Origin of the sequence: Microbacterium sp. Root166 (assembly GCF_001427145.1) — a bacterium.
Classification (GTDB): Bacteria; Actinomycetota; Actinomycetes; order Actinomycetales; family Microbacteriaceae; genus Microbacterium.
Genome location: NZ_LMGL01000001.1, coordinates 1,430,028 through 1,447,253, shown reverse-complemented (window position 1 = coordinate 1,447,253; position 17,226 = coordinate 1,430,028). Strand labels below are relative to the sequence as shown.

Genomic DNA, 17,226 nt, shown 5'->3' with positions numbered 1-17,226 from the left:
GCGCCAGCGACCAAGATGGAGGGATGGTCGAGGTGCTCGAGCGGTTCGGACCCGCGACGCAGGACTGGTTCCGCGGCGCGTTCCCGAGCCCCACCGACGCCCAGATCGGCGCCTGGGACGCCATCTCCCACGGCCGGCACGCGCTGGTCGTCGCGCCGACCGGCTCCGGCAAGACCCTCGCGGCGTTCCTCTGGGCGATCGACCGGGTGTTCCGCGAGAAGGATGCCACCGCGGCCGCCGAGCCCGCGCGCGGGCGCAAGAAGCAGGCGGTCCCCGCGGCATCTCCCACCCGCGTCCTCTACATCTCTCCCCTCAAGGCGCTCGGTGTCGATGTCGAGCGCAACCTCCGCTCGCCGCTCGTGGGCATCGGGCAGTCGGCGCGGCGCCTGGGCATCGCCGTCCCCGATGTGACCGTCGGAGTCCGTTCGGGCGACACCACGTCGAGCGACCGGCGCAAGCTCGTCACAGCTCCGCCCGACATCCTCATCACGACCCCCGAGTCGCTCTACCTCATGCTCACGAGCGCGGCGGGCGAGACGCTCAAGAACGTCCACACGGTGATCGTCGACGAGGTGCACGCGGTCGCGGCCACCAAGCGCGGCGCGCACCTGGCGGTGAGCCTCGAGCGGCTCGACGCGACGCTCGACAAGCCGGCGCAGCGCATCGGCCTGTCGGCCACCGTGCGCCCGATCGACGAGGTCGCCCGCTTCCTCGGCGGCTCGGCTCCGGTCGAGATCGTCGCCCCGCGCGCGTCCAAGGCCTTCGACATGAAGGTCGTCGTCCCCATCGACGACATGCTCAACCCCCCGCCGCCTCCCGGCTCGGCACCCCCGCCCGGCGCGGTCCCGTCTCCTGACGAGGACGACGCCGATCCCATCGACGAGGACTGGTTCGCCGACGGGTCGAGCGGCGGCAAGGCGCGGGCGACCGGGGCCGGCGAGACAGAGATGACCGGATCGGTCTGGCCGCACGTCGAAGAGGCGATCGTCGACCGGATCCTGCAGCAGCGGTCGACCATCGTCTTCTGCAACTCTCGCCGCCTCGCCGAGCGGCTGACAGGGCGCCTCAACGAGATCTACTCCGAGCGCCTGGGGCTCGATCTGCCCGACGCCAGTGTGCCCGCCGCCATGATGGCGCAGGCGGGAGCGACCGCGGGCGCCGACCCGGTGCTCGCCAAGGCCCACCACGGCTCGGTGTCGAAGGAGCAGCGCGCCCAGGTCGAGGAAGAGCTGAAGTCCGGGGTACTCCGCTGCGTCGTCGCGACGAGCAGCCTCGAGCTGGGCATCGACATGGGCGCGGTCGACCTGGTCATCCAGGTCGAGGCGCCGCCGAGCGCGGCATCCGGTCTGCAGCGCATCGGCCGCGCCGGTCACCAGGTCGGCGAGGTCAGCCGCGCGGCGCTCTTCCCGAAGCACCGAGGCGACGTGCTCCACACCGCGATCGTCACCGAGCGCATGCTCGCCGGGCAGATCGAGGCGATCTCGATCCCGCAGAACCCGCTCGACATCCTCGCGCAGCAGACCGTGGCCGCGTCTGCGCTCGGCCCGGTCGACGTCGAGGGCTGGTACGAGACGCTCAAGCGAAGCGCGCCGTTCCGCTCGCTGCCGCGCTCCGCGTACGAGGCGACGCTCGACCTGCTCGCGGGGCGTTTCCCGTCGGACGAGTTCGCCGAGCTCCGGCCGCGACTGGTGTGGGACCGCGATCACGGCACCCTCACCGGGCGTCCCGGGTCGCAGCGCATCGCCGTGACGAGCGGCGGGACGATCCCCGATCGAGGACTGTTCGGCGTCTTCATCGCCGGTGAGTCGCAGAACGCCCGCGTGGGCGAGCTCGATGAGGAGATGGTCTACGAGTCCCGCGTGAACGACGTCTTCACCCTCGGCACGACCAGCTGGCGGATCGTCGAGATCACCCACGACCGGGTCAACGTCGTGCCCGCCTTCGGACAGCCCGGCAAGGTGCCGTTCTGGCACGGCGACGGCATCGGGCGTCCGGCAGAGCTCGGCGAGGCCCTCGGGAAGTTCTCGCGCGAGGTGTCGACGGCGAAGCCCGAGAAGGCCGAGCAGCGGCTGCGCGACGCGGGGCTCGACGACCGGGCCCAGAGCAATCTGCTCGCGTACCTTGCCGAGCAGCGCGAGTCGACGGGCACGCTTCCCACCGACCGGCAGCTGACCGTCGAGCGAGGCCGGGACGAGGTCGGCGACTGGCGCATCATCCTTCATTCCCCGTACGGCATGCAGGTGCACGCTCCGTGGGCGCTGGCCGTGAACGCCCGCATCCGCGAGCGCCTCGGGGTCGAGGGGTCGGCGGTCGCCAGCGACGACGGCATCATCGCGCGCGTTCCGGATGCCGCGGCCGAGCCTCCGGGCGCAGAGCTGTTCGTCTTCGAGGCGGACGAGCTCGAGCAGATCGTGACCGACGAGGTGGGCGGCTCGGCGCTGTTCGCCTCGCGATTCCGCGAGTGCGCGGCCCGCGCGCTGCTCATGCCCCGGCGCAACCCCGGCCGCCGCAGTCCGCTGTGGCAGCAGCGCCAGCGCTCCGCGCAGCTGCTCGAGGTCGCCCGGCGGTATCCGACGTTCCCGATCATCCTCGAGACGCTGCGCGAGGTCCTGCAGGACGTCTACGACGTGCCGGCGCTCCTGCGCCTCGCCCGCAGCATCGCCGATCGCAGCATCCGCCTCGTCGAGACCGAGCCGTCGCAGCCGTCGCCCTTCGCGCGCGACCTGCTCTTCGGATATGTCGGTGCGTTCATGTACGAGGGCGACTCGCCTCTCGCAGAACGCCGGGCGGCGGCGCTGTCGGTCGATCCGGCGCTGCTGAGCGAGCTCCTCGGCAAGATCGAGATGCGCGAGCTGCTCGATCCCGACGTGATCGCCCAGTTCGAGCGGGAGGCGCAACGGCTCGATCCCGATCGGCGCGCGCGCGGCATCGAGGGCGTCGCCGATCTGCTCCGCATCCTGGGTCCGCTCGACCCCGCCGAGGTCGCGGTCCGACTGCAACCCGCCGATCCCGAAACGCCCGCGGCGACCGAGGCCGAGGCATCCGCTCTGCTGGACGCCCTGGTGACGGCCCGCCGCGTGATCCCGATCACGATCGCCGGGGCCGCGCGCTTCGCCGCGATCGAGGACGCGGGGCGCCTGCGCGACGCGATCGGGGTGGCGCTGCCGGTCGGCATCCCGAATGCGTTCCTCGAGCCGCTGGCCGACCCGCTGGGCGATCTCGTCGCCCGCTACGCACGCACGCACGGTCCGTTCACCGCGGATGCCGTGGCCCAGCGCCTGGGCGTGGGCATCGCCGTCGCCCGGCACACCCTGCAGCGCCTCGAGTCGCAGGGCCGCCTCGCGAGCGGGTACTTCCTGCCGGCCTCGACCTCGACGAGCGACGAGTCGGAGTGGTGCGACTCGGAGGTACTCCGCCGGCTGCGCATGCGCTCGCTCGCGGCCATCCGCGGCAGTGTCGAGCCGGTGCCGCAGGACGCCTATGCGCGCTTCCTTCCGGTGTGGCAGCACGTGACGCGCCCGCTCGAAGGCGTCGACGGCGTGGCGGCCGTCATCGAACAGCTCGCCGGCGTGCCGATCCCCGCCAGCGCGTGGGAGTCCCTCGTCCTGCCGGCCCGGGTGTCGGACTACGCACCGGGAATGCTCGACGAGCTGACCTCCAGCGGCGAAGTGGTCTGGTCCGGGCACGGCAGCCTCGCCGGTCGCGACGGATGGATCGCCCTGCATCCGGCCGATGCCGTGCCGCTCACCCTCACGACCGTCGCCGACGAGATCGCACCCGGCTCGCTCGACGACCAGCTGCTCTCGGCGCTGGCAGCCGGCGGCGGGTTCTTCGCGACGCAGCTGCGGCAGCTCGTCGGCGCCGAGAACGAGCAGTCGGTCGTCGAGGCCCTGTGGCGCCTGACGTGGACCGGCCGCGTCACCAACGACACGTTCGCGCCGGTCCGCACACTCGTCGGCGGCGGGTCGCAGGCGCACCGCGTCGCCCGGAAGACACCGCGGACGCGGCTCTACCGCGGTGCAGCGGTGCGGACCGTCGCGTCATCGGTGCCGCCCCGACCGCCGGCACTCGGCGGTCGCTGGTCGCTGCTGCCGGAGCCCGAGGCCGATCCGGCGCTGCGCGCCACCGCAGCGGCCAGCCTGCTGCTCGATCGCTACGGCGTCGTCACCCGCGGCGCCGTGCAGGCCGAGGGTCTGCCCGGCGGCTTCGCCCAGGCGTACCGCGTGCTCGCGGGGTTCGAAGAGGCGGGGCACTGCCGACGCGGGTATGTGGTCGAGAAGCTCGGGGCGGCGCAGTTCGCGGCATCCGCCACCGTCGACCGACTCCGCGAGTTCGCCGCCCTGCCCGACCCGCCGCCCCTGCGAGCCGTGACGCTCGCCGCCACCGACCCCGCCAACCCGTACGGCGCGGCGCTGGCCTGGCCGGCGCTCGAGGGCGTCGGCCACCGCCCCGGGCGCAAGGCCGGAGCGCTCGTCGTGCTCGTCGACGGGATGCTGGTGCTCTACCTCGAACGCGGCGGCAAGTCCGCGCTGGCCTTCACCGGCGACGAGGAGGCCATCGCCGCCGCGACCCGGGCTCTCGCCGCGACAGCCCGAGCCCGCCGGCTCGACACGCTCACGATCGAGCAGGTCAACGGCGCGTTCGTGCACGGCACGGGCTGGGGGCGCGCCCTGCGGGAGGCCGGTTTCGTCGAGTCGCCGCGTGGCCTGACCATGCGCCGGCTCACCGCGGGCGACGCCGAGCGTGCCGCGCGCGCGGCCGGGCCCGCTCATGCCTGAGGGCGACACCGTCTTCCGGACCGCGCGCCGTCTGAACGACGCACTGGCGGGAGCCGAGGTGACCCGGTTCGAGCTGCGCGTACCCCAGGCGGCCACGGTCGATCTGACCGGCAGCACGGTGCACGACGTCGTGCCTCGCGGCAAGCACCTGCTGCACCGGATCGGGGACTACACGCTCCACACGCACCTCAAGATGGAGGGCGAGTGGCACGTCTACCGCCGCGGCGAGCGATGGCGCAATGCGGCGTTCAAGGCGCGTGCCGTGATCGGGGCGCGGGCACCCGACGGCACCGAATGGGAGACGGTCGGATTCGACCTCGCCGACATCTCGGTCGTGCCGACCACGCACGAGGACCAGCTCGTCGGCCATCTGGGTCCTGATCCGCTCGCCGACACCTGGGATCCGGCCGAGGCCGTCCGGCGGCTGAGCGCCGACACCCGCGCGGTGCACGTGGCGATCCAGGACCAGCGCAACATCGCCGGCTTCGGCAACGAGTACGCGAACGAGATCCTGTTCGTGCGCGGCATCCTTCCCACCACACCGGCGGATGAGACGGATGCCGCGGCCGTCGTCGACCTGGGCGCGCGCATGATCCGCGCCAACCGCAACCGGTCCCGGCGCACCTTCACCGGGGAGGACCGCCCGGGGCGCTCGACCTGGGTGTACGGCCGGGAGGGTCGGCCGTGCCGCCGCTGCGGCACCCTCATCCGAGGCGGCTCGCTGGGTGCCGATCCGACTCGAGAGCGCATCGTCTTCTGGTGCCCGGTGTGTCAGACCTGAGCGCGAGGACCCTCTGACGACGCGCCCGGATCAGCGCCGACGGACGATCTGTCGGCGAATCGCCCGCGACCCGGTCCGCCGCCACCGTGAGCCGCCCGAAACCGCGCGGTTTCCTGACCGTTACACAACCCCGGACGATCTGTCGGGCCGGTGCCGTCCGCACCCCGGATCGTCCGGTTCGCCGAGCGGCACGTTGCGGGGGCAGAACCGCCCGATATTGAATACCCCTCACATCGATCAGCCGCGCAGCGTCGCGCGGCTCGTGACCAGGAGGACCCGACCGAGTGACCACGGCGACTGACGCGGAGACGGCTCCCGCGAACACCCCCGCACCTGCGGAGCGTCGCGGCGAGGTGGTGCTCGACGCCATCACGAAGCGCTACGGCGACCAGGTCGCCGTCGACGACCTCTCGCTGACGATCCAGCCCGGCGAGTTCATCTCGCTGCTCGGACCCTCGGGCTGCGGCAAGACGACCACGCTGCGCATGATCGCCGGGTTCGAACAGCCGGATGCCGGAGACATCAGCGTCTCGGGCCGGTCGGTCCGCGGCATCCCTCCCTACCGACGCGACGTGAACACCGTCTTCCAGGCGTACGCCCTGTTCCCGCACCTGTCGGTGGCCGAGAACGTGGCCTACGGCCTCCAGCAGCGCCGCACCCCGAAGTCCGAGATCCGCGAGAAGGTCTCGCAGGCGCTGGACCTCGTGCAGATGAGGCGCTTCGGCGATCGCAAGCCCACGCAGCTCTCCGGCGGCCAGCAGCAGCGCATCGCGCTGGCCCGCGCGCTCGTCAACCGGCCCTCGGTCCTTCTGCTCGACGAACCGCTCGGCGCCCTGGACCGGCAGCTGCGCGAAGAGATGCAGCTCGAGCTCAAGCTGCTGCAGTCGCGGGTCGGCATCACGTTCGTGTTCGTGACCCACGACCAGGGCGAAGCACTGTCGATGAGCGACCGCATCGCGATCATGCGGGCGGGCCGCATCGAGCAGCTCGCCGACGCCGACACCGTCTACGCCCGGCCCGCCTCGGCGTACGTGGCGGCCTTCGTCGGCCAGCAGAACTTCTTCCGCGGCGAGGTGACCGAGTCGGGCACGACCGTCACGTCTCCCCACGCAGTGGTGAGCGCCGTCGACGCGATGCTGCCCGGCGCGACGCAGGGCGAAGCGGCGGTCCGGCCGGAGTTCATCCGCATCGCCGCCGACGACGGCACGCCCGTGCCCGACCGCAACAGCACCCGAGGGATCCTGATCGGCGTCTCGCACCTGGGCGACACGATGCAGTACCTCGTGCAGCTGGGCGAGGATCAGAGCCTCATCGTGCGACGTCCGACCCCCGACGCACCCGCGCTCGTGATCGGCGACCCCGTCGTGTGCACGTGGGCGGCCCACCACGTCCTGCTGTTCCCCGCCGACCTGTCCGCGCAGGAGGGCGGCTACGTCGCTCCGCCGACAGTCTGAAACACCACCACGCTGCCTCTGCCGGACCCGACCGGCACACCCGGTGACGAACAAGATCGACGTCACCGGCTTCCCGACCCGAACCAGGAGACTCCGATGACCGAATCCCGCAACCCGCTCCGGATCCTCGCTCCGGAGGGCTCGGCACCGACCATCATGCGCGAGCTGTCGCGCCGCCGCTTCCTCAGCATCGCCGCCATCGCCGGCAGCGCCGCGGCCCTGGCCGCCTGCGCACCCGGGGGCGGCTCGGCTCCCAAGCCTCAGGCGACCGGCGGCGACCTCGAAGACAACGTGTCCGTCTACACGTGGGGCGACTACGACTCGCCCGACGTCGTCTCGGGCTTCACGTCGGAGCTCGGCCCCGACGTCACGCTGGATTCGTACTCGTCCAACGAGGAGCTCATCGCCAAGCTCATCGCGGCCAAGGGCACCTCCGGCTACGACATCGTCGTGCCGACGGGCGTGTTCATCCCCCAGATGATCGAGAACGGCCTGCTCACGCCGTTCAACAAGGACCTGCTGCCGAATCTCGCCAACATGGATCCCGCATACCTCGGCCGCGCCTGGGACCCCGAGAACGAGTACTCGGTCTGCAAGGCATGGGGCACGACCGGGTTCGTCTACGACAAGAACGTCATCACGCGCGAGCTCGCCACGTGGGGCGATTTCTTCGACGCCGCGCAGAACGAGGCGAGCGGGAAGACGTCGATGTCGGACGACCCGGCCGGCATCATCGGCGCCTACTTCTGGGCCAACGACATGGACTGGAACACCGAGGACCCCGACGAGCTCGAGGCCTGCCGCGCCTTCCTGGTCGACGAGATCGCGCCGCACATCGCCGCCTTCGACTCCTACCCCGGCACGAGCGCCATCCCGCAGGGCACTCAGGCGCTCATGCAGGCGTGGAACGGCGACGCACGGCTCGGCCTCCTGGAGTCGAGCGAGCCCGACCGCTGGCAGTGGGTGCTCCCCGGCCCGATCACCGAGCTGTGGATGGACAACTGGGCCATCGCCGCCGGCGCTCCGCACCCGGAGGCCGCGCACGCCTTCATCAACTACTCGCTGTCGCCCGAGAGCCTCGCGCTCAACCTGGACTACATCGGCTACAACGTCGGCGGCAAGGACATGGAGGAGAAGGCGGTCGAGGACGGCCTCGAGATGACCGACCTCATCTTCTTCACCACCGAGCAGCTCGATTCGATGGAGGAGCAGGTCCTCAACGACTCGCAGACCACGCGCGTGGAGATCTGGAACGAGATGAAGGCCGCCGCTGGTGCGTAGCCGCACGGCCGGAGCCGCCCTCGCCGCTCCGGCCTGGGCGTGGCTCCTGCTGTTCTTCGTCGCACCGGTGGCGATGGTGGTGTGGTTCAGCTTCGGCTACAAGCCGGGCATCTTCGGCACGCACGCGAACGACATCCTGTCCTTCGACCGCTACGCCGAGGCGATGTCGCCGACCTTCTTCGCGACGTTCCAGAACACGCTGTGGGTCGGGATCATCGGCACCGTTCTGTGCTTCCTCATCGGAGCGCCGGTCGCCTACTGGATGGCCTTCAAGGTGGCGCCCTCGCGCCGCGGCATCCTGATCGCCCTCGTCCTGGTCCCGTTCTGGACGAACTTCCTCGTCCGCACCATCGGGTGGCAGGTGATCCTCGCGCCCGAGGGCTGGCTGTCGACCCTGCTGCAGGGCGCCGGCATCCTCGACGGCCCGCTGGAGCTGCTGTACACGCGCACGGCCGTCATCATCGGCGTGGTCTACAACTACCTGCCGCTGATGATCCTGCCGCTGTTCGTGGCGTTCGACCGCGTCGGGCCGGCGCTGCGCGAGGCGTCGAAGGACCTCGGCGCCGGCAAGTGGACGACCTTCTTCCGCGTGACGCTCCCCCTCGCGCGCCCCGGCATCATCGCGGGCGTGCTGCTGGTGTTCATCCCGCTCATGGGCGACTACATCACCGCGACCGTCCTCGGCGGCGCGCGCGGCAACATGGTCGGCCAACTCGTCGCGAGTCAGTTCCAGAGCGCGCAGAACTGGGCCCTGGGCTCGGCGATGGCCGTGCTGCTGATGATCGTGATCATGTTGACGATCGCCGTCGCCGCAGCTCTGATCTGGCTCGTGACGCTGCCGCTGCGCGCCCGCGACCGCCTCGTCCTGGGGCCGGATCCCGCGGACGAGAAAGCGGATGCCGCGACCCCCGTCACCTCGGAGGTGCTGTCGTGACCCAGACGAAGACGGAGACGAGGCTGCGGGCGCAGTCGGCGCCCCGCTCGGCGCGCAAGCTGCCCCGGGCGAAGAAGCCGTGGCCGGACGTCGCCTTCGGCGTCTGGGGCGTGCTCGTCATGCTCTTCCTGTTCCTGCCGATCATCGTCATCGTGATCTCGTCCTTCAACACCGGCCGCCTGCTGGTGTCGTGGGACGGCTTCGGGTTCGACGCGTTCCGCACCATCATCGACAAGCCCGCGATCCAGAGCGCCGTGCGCGTGTCGCTCGTCACGGCCTTCATCGCGGCGATCATCGCCACCGCGCTCGGCACGCTCGCGGGCATCGCGATGGCACGGCATCCCGGCAAGTGGGTGTGGTGGTTCCTCGCGCTCCTGCTGCTCGTCTCGGTGACCCCCGAGATCGTCGACGCGGTGGCGCTGCTGCCGTGGTTCGTCTTCCTCGGTCAGGATGCCGGGATCGGCATGTTCAACGACGGCATCGTCCGCCTCTCGATCGGCTCGTCGCTGTTCGCGACCGCCGTCGTGTCGTACATCGTTCGTGCCCGCCTGGTCGGCATGGATGCCAACCTCGAAGAGGCCTCGGCCGATCTGTACGCCAAGCCGGTCACGACCTTCCGCCGCATCACACTCGCCCTCGCGATGCCCGCGGTGCTGGCCGGGTTCCTGCTGGCGTTCACGCTGAGCCTCGACAACACGATCGTCGCGGCCTTCGTCCAGGTGTCGGGCACGACGCCGTGGCCGGTCTACGTGCTGAGCGCGGTGCGCTCGGGGCTGCGGCCCGAGATCGCGGCGGTCTCGACGATCATGCTGCTGCTCACCCTGGTGGCCCTCGCGCTCGTCGCGCTGGTGCTCAAGCGCGCCGGCGACTCGGCGACCGACATCGCGCGCACCATGGGCGGCAGCTGACCCCCGGCGCTCGCCGAGCGAGCGCAGCGACCGAGACGAAACGCCCGTTACTGGAGGAGTCCCATGCCGCACGCCGATCTCGTCTTCACCGGCGGGCCGATCTTCACCGCGAACACGGTGCGCTCGCGTGCGAGCGCCCTCGCGGTGAGGGACGGCCGGATCGTCGCCGTCGGCGGGGACTCCGTGCACGAGCTGATCGGCCCCAAGACCGAGCTGATCGACCTGCGCGGGCGGATGCTCGTGCCCGGGTTCCAGGACGCCCACGTCCACCCGGTGTGGGGCGGGCTCGACATGCTCCGCTGCGACCTGGCCGAGTACGGCACGGCCGCCGAGTACCTCGAGGCGATCGGAGCGTATGCGGGGGCCCGTCCGGACGACGAGTGGATCCTCGGCGGCGGATGGCAGATGTCGGCCTTTCCCGGAGGCACGCCGACCGCCGCCGAGCTCGACCGGGTCGTGCCGGACCGCCCCGCGTTCTTCCCCAACCGCGACGGCCACGGCGCGTGGGTGAACTCCGCGGCGCTGCGCCTCGCCGGTATCGACAAGGCCACACCCGATCCCGCCGACGGGCGCATCGAGCGCGACGCCGACGGCGCTCCCTCGGGCACGCTGCACGAGGGCGCGATGGCCCTCGTGAACCGCCTCCTGCCCGAGGAGCCCCTGGAGCGGCTCGCCGAGGCGCTCCTCGTCGGTCAGCGCTACCTGCACTCGTACGGCATCACGGCCTGGCAGGACGCCATCGTCGGGTCGTACGGGGATGCCGGAGACCCGGGCCCCGCCTACCTCCGCGCCGCGGCTGACGGCACCCTGACCGCCCGGGTGGTCGGCGCCATCTGGTGGGACCGCACGCAGGGGCTCGAGCAGATCCCCTCGATCCTCGAGAGGCGCGAGCGGTACCGCGGCGGACGGTTCGCCGCGACATCCGTCAAGGTCATGCAGGACGGCGTCGCCGAGAACTTCACCGCATCGATGCTCGAGCCGTACTGCGACGGCCACGGTCACTTCACCGACAACTCGGGCATCTCGTTCGTCCGGCCGGAGATCCTGAACGAGGCGGTGCCCATCCTCGACGCCGAGGGCTTCCAGGTGCACTTCCACGCCATCGGCGACCGAGCGGTGCGCGAATGCCTCGATGCCGTCGAACAGGCGCTCGCGCGCAACGGCCGCGGCGACAACCGGCACCACATCGCGCACATCCAGGTCGTGCATCCGGAAGACATCGCCCGGTTCCGCGAGCTCGGCGTGGCCGCCAACATGCAGTCGCTGTGGGCGACGTACGAGCCGCAGATGGTGGACCTCACCCTGCCCTTCCTCGGATCGCCGCGCGACGCCTGGCAGTACCCCTTCGGCGACCTTCTGCGCGCGGGCGCGGTGCTGGCGGCCGGCAGCGACTGGTCGGTGTCGACGCCCGATCCGCTCGCGGCGATCCACACGGCCGTCAACCGCAAGGCGGCGCCGGGGTACGAGGAGGGCGAGTACGACCCGTTCCTCCCTGAGCAGGCCATCGACCTCGCTACCTCGCTGACCGCGTACACGGCGGGCTCGGCCTGGGTGAACCACCTCGACGAGACCACCGGCACGATCGAGGCGGGCAAGTTCGCCGACCTCGCGCTGCTCGACCGGGACCCGTTCGACGGCCCGCCCGACGCCATCGGCGAGACCCGCGTGCTGCAGACCTTCGTCGAGGGCCGGCGGGTGTTCGCCGCCGACGACGCGTAGCCGCGGCATCCCCCCGCTCCAACCAATCCATCGAACAGGTGAGTGATAACCGTGGGCACGACCGTCTTCGAACGGCACCCGCCGTCAGCCGCTGCCATCGCGCACAGCCTGGAAGGCGCGCGCCAGAGCGTGTTCTGGCTCGACGATCTGCCGGCCCGGGAGGCTCGCGACCGCTTGACCGGCCAGAGCCGCGCGGACCTCGTGATCGTCGGCGCCGGCTACGCGGGGCTGTGGACCGCGCTGCGCGCCAAGCACCGCGACCCCGGCCTGCGCGTGATCGTGCTCGAGGCGCGCACGGCCGGCTGGGCCGCCTCGGGCCGCAACGGCGGCTTCTGCGACGCGAGCCTCACCCACGGCCGCGACAACGGCCTCAGCCGCTGGCCCGACGAGATCGACCTGCTCGATGCGCTCGGGCTCGAGAACCTCGACGGCATGGGCGAGGACATCGCCCGCCACGGCATCGACGCCGAGTGGGAGCGCGTCGGCGCACTCGGGGTCGCGACCGAGCCGCACCAGGTCGCGTGGCTCGACGAATGGGCTCAGGATGCCGCGGCCCGCGGCGACGAGCACGTCCGGCGCCTGAGCGAGGCCGAGGTGCGGGCATCCGTCTCCTCCCCGACGTATCTGGGCGCGGTGTGGGAGCAGCGCTCCACCGCCCTGGTGCACCCCGGCAAGCTCGCCGCGGGCCTCGCCCGCGCGGTCGAGGAGGCGGGCGTGCAGATCTTCGAGAACTCGCCCGTGCACGCCATCGACGACGACGGCACCGGCGTGCAGGTCGTCACGACCCACGGCCGCGTCGCGACCCGGCAGGTCGTGCTCGCGACCAACGTCTTCCCGTCGCTGCTCAAGCGCAACCGGCTCATGACCGTGCCGGTCTACGACTACGTGCTCATGACCGAGCCGCTCACCGATGAGCAGCTCGCCGCGATCGGCTGGCGCGACCGGCAGGGCATCAGTGACCTCGCGAACCAGTTCCACTACTACCGGCTGAGCAGCGACAACCGCATCCTCTTCGGCGGCTACGACGCGGTCTACCACTACGGCCGGCGCGTGCGCGCGCAGTACGAGCGGCGCGACGAGACGTTCGAGCGGCTCGCGAGCCACCTCCTCACGACCTTCCCCGCGCTGGAGGGCGTGCGATTCAGCCACAAGTGGGCCGGCGCCATCGACACGTCCACGCGCTTCTGCGCGTACTTCGGCACGGCGCGCAAGGGACGGGTGGCCTACGCCGCCGGCTTCACCGGCCTCGGGGTCGCCGCGACGCGGTTCGCCGCCGACACCATGCTCGACTTGCTCTCCGGCGAGCGCACTGAACGCACTGAACTCGAGATGGTGCGCAGCCGCCCGCTGCCGTTCCCGCCCGAGCCGGCCGCCGCCATCGGGATCAACGCGACGCGCTGGTCGCTCGACAGGGCCGATCACGAGGGCGGACGCCGCAACGTGCTGCTGAAGACTCTGGACGCCCTCGGGCTCGGGTTCGACTCATGACGCGGCTGGCGCCGGGTGCCGTGACGGATGCCGCGGCCCTGTCTGTCGCGTTCGAGGCGGTGCCGGCGGATCAGGTCCGCTCCGGCGCTCCCGCGACGCGCTACGTCGAGCTGGACGAGGCGGCCGGCCGCACCATCGGGGTGTGGGAGCACACGACGGGGGTCTCCACCGACGTGGAGGCCGACGAGGTCTTCGTCGTCCTCGCGGGCGACGCGACCCTCGAGTTCGACGACCCGGCGCTGACCCCGATCGAGCTGCGCCCGGGGTCGATCGTGCGGCTCGAGGCGGGGATGCGCACGGTGTGGACGGTCCGCGAGACCCTCCGCAAGGTCTACGTCACCGGCTGAGCCCTCGCGCGTCGCGCACGCTCCCTTTGCGGCATCCGTCACGTCGCCATCCGTCTGTGCGAAACCGCGCTTCCGGCGTGCCGTCGAGGTCGAATTCACACAGATGAGCGCCGCGCGCGTGGGTCAGCGCCCGGCGCTGCGCCGCACCAGCAGCGCGAGGTGCAGCGCGGTCTGCGTCTCGCCGTCGTCGAGGTCGACGCCGAGCAGCTGCTCGATGAGCCCGATGCGCTGGTAGAACACCGAGCGGGACAGGTGTGAAGCGGATGCCGCGGCCGTCCGGTTTCCCGGATGCGCGAGCATCGCCTCCAGGACGTCGAGCAGGTCGCCGCTGCGGGTGAGGTCGTGCAGGATCAGCGGCGCCAGCATGCGCTCGCCGTGCTCGAGGACCCGGTGATCGTCGCGCAGCGCCGTCACCAGCTGCACGAGCGGGCGGTTCTCCGCCCGGCGGAGCGCGGGCCCCTTGCCCGCGCGCCGGCGACGGCCGCGCGAGAGGTCGACGGCGTCGTGCAGTGACGCCAGGGCGGCGTCGAGTCCATCCGCCGCCCGGCCGACCGAGACCGTGAGGCGGTCGGACTCGCCGGGCCGCTCCACGAGCGACTCGGCGAAGAGGAGGGCCATGGCGTCGTCGAACGCCGTGTCGGCGGGCAGCGAGAGCAGCATGGCCGTCGCGGGCGCGGGAACCCCTTCCGGTGCCGCGCCGGCGAGCGTGCGCCCGCGCAGGGCGCGGGCCGCGGCATCCGCCCGCTCTGCGGAGACGACCGCTCCCGACACGACGATGCCGTACAGCCGGGCGCCGCGGATGGGGAGCCCTGCCGCCTCGAGCCGGGCGCCGGCGCCGCCGATGCCGGCGAACCGTCCCGCGAGCAGACCCTCGATGAGGCGGCGGCGGCCGATGCGGCCCCACTCGTCGGCGTCGCCGTCGGCGAGGCGCCCGACCGCGAGGGCGATCGCGCCCTGTTCGAGCACTGCGGTGCGGCCCGCCGGGTGGTCGGGTCCCGGCAGCGCGATCACGTGACCCCAGCGGATCCCGCGGGCCTCCACGGGCACGATGAGCCAGTCCTCGGGCCGAGGGGCGGCGTCCGACTCGCGCCGCTGCTCGGCGCGGCGATGGGCGGAGCGCGAGCGGAGCTCCCACTCGGTGAACAGCTCCTCCTCGAGCGCGAGGGGGACCTCGGCCGCGACGACCTCGTGCCCCCGGTTCTCGAGGATGACGGGGGCGCCGAGCGTCTGCGCGAGCTGATGCACGATGAAGTCGGCCGGCGAACCCCGCAGGACGAGCGCCGTGAAGCGCTCGCGCACCTCGTCGCGCGCCCGGAGCGCGTCGGTCTGACCGGCGATGATCCGCCCGTGCACGGCCTCGGTGAGGGTGACGAACTTGACCTCGCGGTGCAGCACGATGAGGGCGAGTCCCCGATCGCGCGCGGCGTGGAGAAGTCCGTCCGGCACGTGCCGCCAATGCGTTCCGAGCTCGAGGATCAGACCCGACAGTCCGGCGTCGGCGAGCTCGCCCACGAACTTCCGCAGCTGAGCCGGCTCGGAGGGCCACGACGAACCCGTCGAGAGCAGCAGCTCGCCGCCGTCGAGGAGGCGGGCGACACCGGCGCTGTCGGAGACGTGCAGCCACCGCACATGCGCGTCGAGGGCGTCGTCTCCGACCAGCACCTCGGGAACGCTCTGCGCGACCGCGTCGAGGGCGAGCACCTCGCGCACGGTCGGCAGCGTCTCGTATGCTGCGCTGTCGATCGGACGATCCGTACGGGTGGTCCGATCCGTGCGACGGTCGGGCACCGTAGCCGCCTCTGCTGCTTCGTCGATTCGGGTCTCGCCCAGCCTAGGGCACGCCCGGTCGATCTGTCCGGGGACTGCGCAGCGGAAGGATCCCGCGAAGTCAAGGGGGTGCAATCCATCGGGGCCGGGGCGACGAATAGAAGGTGCATCCAGAACATCCGATGCGCGGGAATGAATTTATAGAGGGACAGGTTATTCCTGTACTCAGCACGAAACGGTGCTGCCGGAGGGGATCGTGGGCAAGAACTACGTCGACATCGAGAACGACCGGGGCGAGACGCTGCGCTATCGCAAGCACGTCAACGGCCGGGGCCTGATCGCGCATGGCGCGAAGGTCCACCCGAGTGCGCTCGTCGAGGCGGGCGCGTATGTGGAGCCGGGCGTGCAGATCGCCGCGGGCGCCCACATCGGCCGGGGGGTCTGGGTGGAATCGGATGCCGTCATCGGTCCTGACGCGGACATCGCACCCCACGCCCACATCGGTCCCCGCGCGGCCATCGGCGCGCGCGCCAAGATCGGCGTCCGCACGCACGTCGGCAGCGAGGCGCGGGTGGCCGTGGGCTCGCTCATCGGCGACGACGAGACGATCGGCGACGGCGAGCGCGTCGCGACCGACCCGCGGGGCCTCCGCCTGGCGGCCTGACACCTCTTCCCGAGCGGATGCCGCGAGCTGCGTCGCCGGCGCCTGTTAGCGTTCGACGGTGCACCGCCTCGCCCTCGCGATCCTCTGGATCGGCCTCGCCGCGGTGCTCGGCGTCGGGATCTGGTTCGCGACGGCGGATGAGCGCACGCAGGACGCTCTCGGCGCCCCCGAACCCGGGGCGGTCGTCGCTGACCCTGCCGCACCCCAGCCGCCGGTCGTCCCGGCCCGCCCGGCCGATGCCTTCGCGCTGACGGTCGACCACGTCGTCGACGGCGACACCATCGTCGCGCGCCCGGTCTCTCCCAATGCCGTCGTGACCACGACCGATGAGGTGCGCATCCGCCTGATCGGGATCGACACCCCGGAGGGCGCTCCCGAACTGGAATGCTGGGCGAACGAGGCGCGCGAGCACTTGCGCGCGCTGCTGCCCGAGGGCGCGACGGTCTGGGCCGTGGCCGACGCCGAGTGGCGCGACCGCTACGACCGCGCGCTCCTGTACCTGTGGACCGACGATGGCCGTTTCGTCAACCACGAGCTCATGGCGGCCGGCGACGCCGAGGTGATGACCATCGCTCCGAATGTCGCCTACGCCGACCTCTTCACGGCGGACCGGGACGCCGCGTCCGCGGGTGGGCTGGGCCGCTGGGGCGCGTGCCGCTGATCAGGCGAAGAGGAACAGCACGAACCCGATGAGGGGCAGCGTGCCCTGGGTCATCGCCGCGCGCCAGTACTTGCCGCCGGTCGTCAGCAGCACGAGGGATGCCGCGACCATGCACCCCAGGCCGAACAGGACGAGCGCGAGGCCGGCCGCCCGCAGCGCGGAATCGTCGGCGCCGCTGTGGAAGAGGACGAGGCCGATCGCGACGCCGATCGCCAGGAACAGGTTGTAGAAGCCCTGGTTGTAGGCCATCGGCTTGGTGGTCTCGGCCGCGGCCTGGTCGGCGACCCCGAAGCGGCGCCAGACTTTCGGCTGCGTCCATTGGACGCTCTCCATCACGAAGATGTAGACGTGCAGGAGTGCGGCCAGCGCCGCGAAGACCGTTGCCAGGATCGCCACCATGAGCGAACCCTAGCGCCCCGGCTACGCTGAACGGCATGGGCAAGG

General features: G+C 71.7%; 13 protein-coding genes. 11 read left to right on the top strand and 2 right to left on the bottom strand.

Annotation, left to right across the window (positions count from 1 at the left end; all coding sequences use genetic code 11):
• Positions 1–23 precede the first annotated feature (23 nt).
• From ASD56_RS06525 to ASD56_RS06485, 9 genes are all read left to right on the top strand, one after another.
• Entirely contained in the window at positions 24–4,778 is a 4,755-nt protein-coding gene (locus ASD56_RS06525) for an ATP-dependent helicase (protein WP_055962712.1), read from the top strand.
• Complete coding sequence (locus ASD56_RS06520; RefSeq protein WP_055963770.1) at positions 4,771–5,559, top strand: DNA-formamidopyrimidine glycosylase family protein; 789 nt, start codon at positions 4,771–4,773, stop codon at positions 5,557–5,559. The genes ASD56_RS06525 and ASD56_RS06520 overlap by 8 nt, the downstream gene beginning before the upstream one ends.
• A 284-nt stretch (positions 5,560–5,843) precedes the next feature.
• Complete coding sequence (locus ASD56_RS06515; protein WP_055962710.1) at positions 5,844–7,013, top strand: ABC transporter ATP-binding protein; 1,170 nt, start codon at positions 5,844–5,846, stop codon at positions 7,011–7,013.
• Between the two features lie 96 nt (positions 7,014–7,109).
• Complete coding sequence (locus ASD56_RS06510) at positions 7,110–8,294, top strand: polyamine ABC transporter substrate-binding protein (RefSeq protein ID WP_055962707.1); 1,185 nt, start codon at positions 7,110–7,112, stop codon at positions 8,292–8,294.
• Entirely contained in the window at positions 8,287–9,228 is a 942-nt protein-coding gene (locus ASD56_RS06505; RefSeq protein ID WP_055962704.1) for an ABC transporter permease, read from the top strand. Before ASD56_RS06510 ends, ASD56_RS06505 begins: the two co-directional genes overlap by 8 nt.
• Positions 9,225–10,136: an ABC transporter permease gene (locus tag ASD56_RS06500; protein WP_082541288.1), complete on the top strand. Its 912-nt coding sequence runs from the start codon at positions 9,225–9,227 to the stop codon at positions 10,134–10,136. Before ASD56_RS06505 ends, ASD56_RS06500 begins: the two co-directional genes overlap by 4 nt.
• Before the next feature lie 63 nt (positions 10,137–10,199).
• A complete protein-coding gene (locus ASD56_RS06495; protein WP_055962701.1) occupies positions 10,200–11,855 on the top strand; it encodes an amidohydrolase in 1,656 nt (551 codons plus the stop codon).
• 51 nt (positions 11,856–11,906) lie between these two features.
• Complete coding sequence (locus tag ASD56_RS06490; RefSeq protein WP_055962698.1) at positions 11,907–13,343, top strand: NAD(P)/FAD-dependent oxidoreductase; 1,437 nt, start codon at positions 11,907–11,909, stop codon at positions 13,341–13,343.
• Positions 13,340–13,690, top strand: coding sequence for a cupin domain-containing protein (locus tag ASD56_RS06485; protein ID WP_055962695.1), 351 nt, complete (start codon positions 13,340–13,342; stop codon positions 13,688–13,690). Before ASD56_RS06490 ends, ASD56_RS06485 begins: the two co-directional genes overlap by 4 nt.
• 123 nt (positions 13,691–13,813) lie before the next feature.
• Here ASD56_RS06485 and ASD56_RS06480 read toward each other — a convergent pair whose 3' ends face one another.
• Complete coding sequence (locus ASD56_RS06480; RefSeq protein ID WP_235565541.1) at positions 13,814–15,478, bottom strand: PucR family transcriptional regulator; 1,665 nt, start codon at positions 15,476–15,478, stop codon at positions 13,814–13,816.
• Between the two features lie 235 nt (positions 15,479–15,713).
• Here ASD56_RS06480 and ASD56_RS06475 point away from each other — a divergent pair, with 235 nt between their 5' ends.
• Both ASD56_RS06475 and ASD56_RS06470 read left to right on the top strand, forming a co-directional pair.
• A complete protein-coding gene (locus ASD56_RS06475) occupies positions 15,714–16,121 on the top strand; it encodes a transferase (RefSeq protein ID WP_055963760.1) in 408 nt (135 codons plus the stop codon).
• A gap of 58 nt (positions 16,122–16,179) precedes the next feature.
• Positions 16,180–16,782, top strand: coding sequence for a thermonuclease family protein (locus tag ASD56_RS06470; RefSeq protein ID WP_055962692.1), 603 nt, complete (start codon positions 16,180–16,182; stop codon positions 16,780–16,782).
• On the opposite strand, the gene ASD56_RS06465 is transcribed toward ASD56_RS06470, so the two are convergent.
• Positions 16,783–17,181 (bottom strand): DUF1304 domain-containing protein, encoded by a 399-nt coding sequence (locus ASD56_RS06465; protein ID WP_200947462.1) that lies wholly within the window; start codon positions 17,179–17,181, stop codon positions 16,783–16,785.
• Positions 17,182–17,226 lie beyond the last annotated feature (45 nt).

What these genes read in the sequence shown, in the direction of transcription:
- ASD56_RS06525 (WP_055962712.1), top strand. Translation starts at nt 24, where the DNA reads ATGGTCGAGGTGCTCGAGCGGTTCGGACCCGCGACGCAGGACTGGTTC.
- ASD56_RS06520 (WP_055963770.1), top strand. Translation starts at nt 4,771, where the DNA reads ATGCCTGAGGGCGACACCGTCTTCCGGACCGCGCGCCGTCTGAACGAC.
- ASD56_RS06510 (WP_055962707.1), top strand. Translation starts at nt 7,110, where the DNA reads ATGACCGAATCCCGCAACCCGCTCCGGATCCTCGCTCCGGAGGGCTCG.
- ASD56_RS06495 (WP_055962701.1), top strand. Translation starts at nt 10,200, where the DNA reads ATGCCGCACGCCGATCTCGTCTTCACCGGCGGGCCGATCTTCACCGCG.
- ASD56_RS06485 (WP_055962695.1), top strand. Translation starts at nt 13,340, where the DNA reads ATGACGCGGCTGGCGCCGGGTGCCGTGACGGATGCCGCGGCCCTGTCT.
- ASD56_RS06465 (WP_200947462.1), bottom strand. Translation starts at nt 17,181, where the DNA reads ATGGTGGCGATCCTGGCAACGGTCTTCGCGGCGCTGGCCGCACTCCTG.